The organism is Nitratireductor sp. ZSWI3, assembly GCF_024655565.1.
GTDB lineage: Bacteria > Pseudomonadota > Alphaproteobacteria > Rhizobiales > Rhizobiaceae > Nitratireductor.
In genome coordinates this window covers 1-6,398 of record NZ_JANKOF010000156.1, presented here as the reverse complement: position 1 = coordinate 6,398, position 6,398 = coordinate 1, and the positions used below count along the sequence as shown (strand labels likewise).

The following is a 6,398-nucleotide window of genomic DNA, read 5'->3' as shown; positions in this document are numbered from 1 at the left end:
CCTCGATCCCTCCCCTCAAGGGGGAGGGAAGAAAGGTGGTGCGCTCCATCATCCCCCTCCCCCTTGAGGGGAGGGATCGAGGGTGGGGGTACCGCACTGCCATATGCGATTGCCCTGCCTTGAGGGGGAGATGGCCGGCAGGCCAAAAGGGGGGGTGACGGCCTCCGATACATGCGCATCCCGCCCTAAAACTCGACGCCCTTCTGCGCTTTGACGCCGGCGGCGAAATGGTGCTTCACCTGGCCCATCTCGGTGACGAGATCCGCCGCCTCGATCAGGGCCGGCTTGGCGTTGCGTCCGGTGACGATCACATGCAGGTCGGCGCGCCTGGCCTGAAGGCTTGCCACCACGCGGGCGAGGTCGAGATAGTCGTAGCGCAGCGCGATGTTCAGTTCGTCGAGCACGAGCAGGGCGATCGTCGGATCCGCCATCAGGTCTTCCGCTTTCGCCCAGGCCCGCTCCGCCGCGGCGATGTCGCGTTCGAGATCCTGCGTCTCCCAGGTGAAGCCCTCGCCCATCGTGTGCCACGCCACGCGGTCGCCGAAGGCTGCGAAGGCGTCCTTTTCGCCACTCTGCCAGGCGCCCTTGATGAACTGCACGACGCCGACGCGGCGGCCATGGCCGAGCATGCGCAGGGCAAGCCCGAAGGCCGCCGTCGTCTTGCCCTTGCCGGGCCCGGTGTTGACGATCAGCAACCCCTTCTCGAAGGTCTTGGCGTCGACCTCCGCATCCTGCACCGCCTTGCGCTTCGCCATCTTGGCCTTGTGCCTGAGGGCTTCCTCGTCGCTGATCTTACGCATTCACTTCACCTTCATGGGCAGACCGGCGACCATGAGGACGACCTCGTCGGCCGCCGCCGCGATTTGCTGGTTGAGACGCCCCGCCGCATCCCGGAAGCGGCGCGCCAGGGCATTGTCCGGCACGATGCCGAAGCCGACTTCGTTGGAGACGACGACCCACGGCCCGCGCGGCGCGCCGAGCTTCGCCGCCAGGCGGTCGCACTCCGTCTCCACCGGACGCCCGGCGAGCATCACATTGCTCAGCCACAGGGTCAGGCAGTCGAGCAGCAGCGCCTGTCCGGCAGGCACCGCGTCGAGGGCCTGTTCGAGATCGACAGGCGCTTCCGCGGTCCGCCATTGCTCGCTGCGTCGGGCCCGATGTGCGCCGATGCGCATATGCATCTCCTCGTCGAAGGCCTGGGCCGTGGCGATATAGCGCCACGGCCCGGGGTGCCGGGCGACGAGATTTTCCGCATATGTGCTCTTGCCGGAGCGTGCGCCGCCGAGCACCAGCGTCAGGCGGCCGCTGTCAGGCAAGGCGGCGCTGCGGTTTCGCAGACAGGCCCGTCGCGAAGCGCGTGCGCGCCAGCGCCGCGGCCGCACCGAGAACGAGCCAGAACACCAGGTTGGTGACCGTCACCGCGACCACGAAGCGGTGGTGCAGTTCGGCTGGCACCGGCGTCTCGTGGCTGACCGGCTGTGGCGCGCCGACGATGTGCGGGGCGACGAGCAGGACGACGCCGAGCAGCGCCCACACCGCCTGCGAACGGAAGGCGATCAGGGCAAGGCCGGCGGCGGTGGCGCCGACCGTGCCGACCCACCAGACCTGCCGTGCCAGGAGATCGGCGGCCGGCATGGCCGGCAGTTCCGGCGGCAGACCAAGGCCGGGCGCCAGCGTGAAGGCGGCAAAGCCCGCAAGCCCCCAGATGAGGCCCTGGCGCCAGCCGGCGATGCCGCCGGCGAGTTCGGAGGCCATGATCAAGAGCAGCGCGAAACCGATGCCGGTGACGACGTTGGCGAGTGCGGTGAAGGCAAGGCGCTCGAAGCCGTCGGCCGGTGCCCAGGCTTCTTCGCCATGGCTGTGGCCAGGGGCGACTTGCTCGGCCGCCGCGTGGTCATGGCTGGCCGCGGCCCCTTCGAAGGTCTCGGCCTGCAGGATCAGCGGCACCGTGAAGGTGGCCTGCAGCGCGGTCATGACGAAGCCGGCCAGAATGCCGGCCAGCGCCGCGGCGAACACGGCGTTGCGAAAGATGTTCATGATGGTGCGCTCCGGTCAGTGGCAGGGAAATGCCATCGAGTGCCGGTAGTCGTGCCCGGCATTGTGCACCACCTCCATGTGGGAGAAGCCCACGAAGCCGATGATGAACAGCCCGAGCAGACCCGCCAAGGCGAGCTGCAGCATGCGCGATTGCGCGGAAACGGCCACGCCGTGCGTGGTAGAAGCAGAAGTCATTGCTGATCCTTTCCCCTCCACCCGAGGGTTACGGTGTCTGTTTGTGTCGCCGGCAGGTTTCCTGGCTCGCGGGTCGGTGCTTTTTCCTGCCTTCCCAAAGCCGAAGCTCCAGTGGCGTTGCCGGAAAAAGCTCTCCGCTTACAGTTGCGGGGGCAGCCGCGGCATTGGCGCTTTCGCACCGCACCGCATTCCCTTTGGTTCGCTTGCGCGGAACCGACGACGTACGGAGCATACCCAAAACGCGGCGCGCCGCAAACGGTTTGTTCTCCTCATTGACAGGAGGCTTCGACCGGCCGTAAATGCGTCCATTGACGGTCTTCCTCCCGCAACGGAGGAAGCTAAGAGGGAATGCGGTGCGGGCCTTGCGCCCAATGCCGCAGCTGTCCCCGCAACTGTAAGCGGAGAGTTTTTTCCGGCAACGCCACTGGAGCTTCGGCTTTGGGAAGGCAGGAAAAAGCACCGACCCGCGAGCCAGGAAACCTGCCGTCGAAGACTGAAATCCTGACCGCCTGGCGGGTGTCCCGGGCAAGGAGCACTGGTTGTGACCATCAACAGCGCCGTTGTGCGCGATCCCCCCACCGATTGTGGAAAACCCGATAGTGGAGAATCCGGCGACCGGCCCGATGCCGAGGATGGCGTGACCGTCATCGTCTGTAGTTCGTGCCGCCGTCCGGGCGAGACGGATGTCTTACCGCGTCCGGGTTCGCTGCTGGCCGCCGATACGGCGCGCGCGGCACGCGAAAGCGGCATAAACGTCAAGCACGTTGCCTGCCTGGGCAACTGCAAGCGGGGCCTCTCCGCCGCCATCCTGAAACCCGGCGCCTGGAGCTATGTCTTCGGCGAGCTCGCTGTCGACAGCGGCGCCGATCTCGTCGCCGGGGCTGAGCTCTTTGCCGGCTCCACGGATGGCTTCATGCCTTTCCGGGCCCGCCCGGAAAAACTCAAGCGCGGCCTCATCGCCCGCATTCCCACATTCGACAATCTCAAGGATCTGCCATGACCGCCTCCCTCGATCGCGTCCCCTGCACCGTCGTCACCGGCTTTCTGGGTGCCGGCAAGACCACGCTTATCCGCAATCTGCTCGAGCGCACCAACGGCAAGCGGCTGGCCATCATCGTCAACGAGTTCGGCGATGCCGGCATCGATGGTGAGATCCTGAAAAGCTGCGGTATCGAGAACTGCCCGGAGGAAAACGTCCTCGAACTGGCCAATGGCTGCATCTGCTGCACCGTCGCCGACGATTTCGTGCCGGCGCTGGACCAGATCCTGGCGCGCCGCCCGAAGGTCGATCACATCCTCATCGAGACCTCCGGCCTGGCCCTGCCCAAGCCGCTGGTGCAGGCCTTCCAGTGGCCGGCGATCCGCAATCGCGTCACGGTCGACGGGGTGGTCGCCGTGGTCGACGGGCCGGCCCTCGCCGAAGGCCGGGTGGCCGCCGACATGGATGCCCTCGAGGCGCAGCGCGCCGCCGACGAAACGCTCGATCACGACGATCCGGTCGAAGAGGTCTTCGACGACCAGGTGGCCTGCGCCGATCTCATCATCCTGTCGAAGGGCGATCTGCTCGACGCCTCCGCCGCCGAGCGTGCCCGCGCCCGCGTCGAGGCCCATCTGGCGCGCAATGTCGCCATCGTGCCGAGCGCCCACGGGAAGGTGGATCCCGCCCTCTTGCTGGGCCTCGGCCTTGCCGTCGAGGACGACATCGAAAACCGCAGGACCCATCACGACGGCCTCGACGATCACGAGCATGACGATTTCGACACCTTCGTCGTCGATCTGCCGCCGGTGCTGCATCCCGGCGACATCGAGCGCCGCGTGGCGGCCGCCGTCGAGACCGGCCAGGTGCTGCGGCTGAAGGGGTTCGTGCATGTGAAGGGCAAGCCGATGCGCCTGCAGGTACAGGCGGTCGGCCCGCGTGTCTCGCACCATTACGACCGTCCGTGGAAGCCCGGCGAGCCGGCGCAGACCCGCCTCGTGGTGATCGGCCTGAAAGGCATCGACCGGCCGCGCATCGAGACGCTGCTTTCGGCCTGACGCGATGCACATCCTCGCCACCACCACTGCTTCGCTGGACGACCTGGTCGAGCCCGTCGATCTGCGTCTGCAGCCCGCGGAGATGGTGGCGTTGTCCTTCACCGACAGCGATCTGGCGGGGTTGGCCGCCGCATGGCAGGCGGAGCGCGCCGCGCTGCCTTCCCTGCGGCTCGCCGCCCTGCGCGATCTGCGCCATCCGATGTCCGTCGACTTATGGATCGACGGCACGGCGGCCCACGCCCGCGTCATTGTGGTGCGCGTCCTGGGCGGCTACGAGTGGTGGTCCTATGGCTGCGACCGGCTCGCCGCGCTGGCGCGCGAGAGGAAAATCGCGCTGGCGCTGCTGCCGGGCGAAGGCCAGGCCGACGATGCGCGGCTTGCCGAGCGCTCGACCGTGGCGGAAGCCGAGCGGCGGTCGCTGCTCGCCTGTTTCCGCGAGGGCGGCGCGGAGAACATGCGCATCCTCCTGCGGCGCCTGGCGCGGCTCGCCGGCCGCGCTGGCGAGGCGGCGGAGCCGAAAACCCTCGCCAGAGCAGGGTATTATGCGCCCGGCCATGGTGTGGTGACGCGGGATTTCTTCATGCCGGAACAGGGCGAGGCCCGCCCCGCGGTGCCGATCCTGTTCTACCGGTCGATGCTGCTCGCCGACGACGTCGCCCCGATCGACGCGCTGTGCGCGGCGCTCGGCGAGCATGGCATCCGCGCCGTCCCGATCTTCGTGTCCAGCCTGCGCGAGGAGGTCTCGGCCGGCCTGGTGAGGGCGGCGGCCGAGCTGTTGCAGCCCGCGGCGCTGATCACCGCCACCGCATTTTCGAGCGGCGCGGAACCCGGCGAGAAGACCCTTTTCGATACGCTCGGCGTTCCCGTCTTCCAGGTGGTGACGGCGACGACGCGGCGAAGGGCCTGGCAGGAAGGCCAACGGGGCCTCGCCCCTGCCGACCTCGCCATGCATGTGGTGCTGCCCGAGCTCGACGGGCGCATCATGGCCGGCGCCATTTCCTTCAAGGAGGACGCGGCGCTCGAGCAGGGTCTGTCCTTCGGCATCCAGCGCAACCGCCCGGAGGAAGGCCGCATCCGCCAGGTCGCCGCGCGCATCGCCGCCTTCCTGACGCTCCAGCGCAAACCGCGCTCCGAGCGGCGCCTCGTGCTCCTCATGCCCGACTATCCGGGCGCGCCGGGGCGCACCGGCTATGCCGTCGGCCTCGATGTGCCGGCCAGCGTGCTCGCCATGCTCCACGATCTCAAGGAAGCCGGCTACCAGGTGGACGATGTTCCGGCGGAAGCGCGCGACCTCCTGCGGATGCTCAACACGCCCTCCGAGGGGCTGGCGTTGCCCGACTACCTCGAAGCGTTCGCGGATTTTCCCGGCGAGGTCCGGGATGCGTTGGAGCGCACCTGGGGGCCGGCGGCCGACGATGCGCAGGACGGCCACTTCCGTTTCCGCGCCGCACGGTTCGGCCATGTGACGGTGGCGCTGGCGCCCGACCGGGGCCGGGCTGCCGACCGGCGTGTCGATTATCACGACCCCGCCCTTGCGCCGCGCCACGCGCTGGTGGCCTTCGGCCTGTGGATGCGGCAGGCGCTCGGCGCCGACGTGCTGATCCATGTCGGCGCGCACGGCACGCTCGAATGGCTGCCCGGCAAGGCGGTGGCGCTGACGCAGGACTGCTTTCCCGAAATCGTCGCCGGCGCCCTGCCGGTCATCTACCCCTTCATCGTCAGCAACCCCGGCGAGGCCGCCCAGGCCAAGCGGCGCATCGGCGCCGTGACGCTCGGCCATCTGACGCCGCCGCTCGTCGGCGCGGGGCTTTCGGACGGCCAGCGCGAGCTCGAACGGCTGGTCGATGAATACGCTTTGGCCGACGGGCTCGACCGGCGCCGGCGCGACCGGCTGGCAAGGCTGATCGTCGAGACGGCGGAACGCTCCGGTCTCAGCCGCGAGGCCGGCGTCGACGACACGAAAGACACGGACGCGGCGCTGGTGCGGATCGACGCCTGGCTCTGCGATCTCAAGGATTTCGCCATCAAGGACGGGCTGCATGTCTATGGACGTGCATCGGCGGCCGGGGCGACACCCGAGCGCACGGCCTGTGCGGCGGCCGAGCGCGCCGCGCTGCTCGCCGCGCTCGACG

At 68.7% G+C, this 6,398-nt stretch carries 7 protein-coding genes and 2 riboswitches; of the genes, 3 read left to right on the top strand and 4 right to left on the bottom strand.

The genetic code is table 11. The annotated features are described in order from the left end of the window. Window positions 1-185: 185 nt before the first annotated feature. Genes cobO through NUU27_RS24575 form a run of 4 tightly spaced genes read right to left on the bottom strand, consistent with a single transcriptional unit; the run spans window position 186 to window position 2,232 of the window. A complete protein-coding gene (gene cobO / locus NUU27_RS24590) occupies window positions 186-800 on the bottom strand; it encodes a cob(I)yrinic acid a,c-diamide adenosyltransferase (RefSeq protein WP_257764934.1) in 615 nt (204 codons plus the stop codon). Further along, window positions 801-1,316 (bottom strand): bifunctional adenosylcobinamide kinase/adenosylcobinamide-phosphate guanylyltransferase, encoded by a 516-nt coding sequence (cobU, locus tag NUU27_RS24585; RefSeq protein WP_257764933.1) that lies wholly within the window; start codon window positions 1,314-1,316, stop codon window positions 801-803. Continuing rightward, the gene (locus NUU27_RS24580; RefSeq protein ID WP_257764932.1) at window positions 1,309-2,037 is read right to left on the bottom strand and encodes a CbtA family protein; all 729 of its coding nucleotides are present in this window, start codon (window positions 2,035-2,037) and stop codon (window positions 1,309-1,311) included. Before NUU27_RS24580 ends, cobU begins: the two co-directional genes overlap by 8 nt. Before the next feature lie 15 nt (window positions 2,038-2,052). Beyond that, window positions 2,053-2,232 carry a CbtB-domain containing protein gene (locus NUU27_RS24575; protein ID WP_257764931.1) on the bottom strand — a complete coding sequence of 60 codons (180 nt, stop codon included), beginning with the start codon at window positions 2,230-2,232 and terminating at the stop codon, window positions 2,053-2,055. Window positions 2,233-2,265: 33 nt separating this feature from the next. Continuing rightward, window positions 2,266-2,465, bottom strand: a riboswitch (cobalamin riboswitch). A 62-nt stretch (window positions 2,466-2,527) separates the two neighbouring features. Further along, a riboswitch (cobalamin riboswitch) is annotated at window positions 2,528-2,735 on the top strand. Between the two features lie 38 nt (window positions 2,736-2,773). On the opposite strand from NUU27_RS24575, the gene NUU27_RS24570 reads away from it, so the two are divergent. From NUU27_RS24570 to NUU27_RS24560, 3 genes are all read left to right on the top strand, one after another. Continuing rightward, window positions 2,774-3,232 (top strand): DUF1636 family protein, encoded by a 459-nt coding sequence (locus tag NUU27_RS24570; protein ID WP_257764930.1) that lies wholly within the window; start codon window positions 2,774-2,776, stop codon window positions 3,230-3,232. Then, window positions 3,229-4,266: a cobalamin biosynthesis protein CobW gene (cobW, locus tag NUU27_RS24565; protein WP_257764929.1), complete on the top strand. Its 1,038-nt coding sequence runs from the start codon at window positions 3,229-3,231 to the stop codon at window positions 4,264-4,266. The genes NUU27_RS24570 and cobW overlap by 4 nt, the downstream gene beginning before the upstream one ends. Window positions 4,267-4,270: 4 nt before the next feature. Beyond that, window positions 4,271-6,398: cobaltochelatase subunit CobN (locus tag NUU27_RS24560; RefSeq protein WP_257764928.1), on the top strand; the 2,128-nt coding region annotated here is incomplete at its 3' end.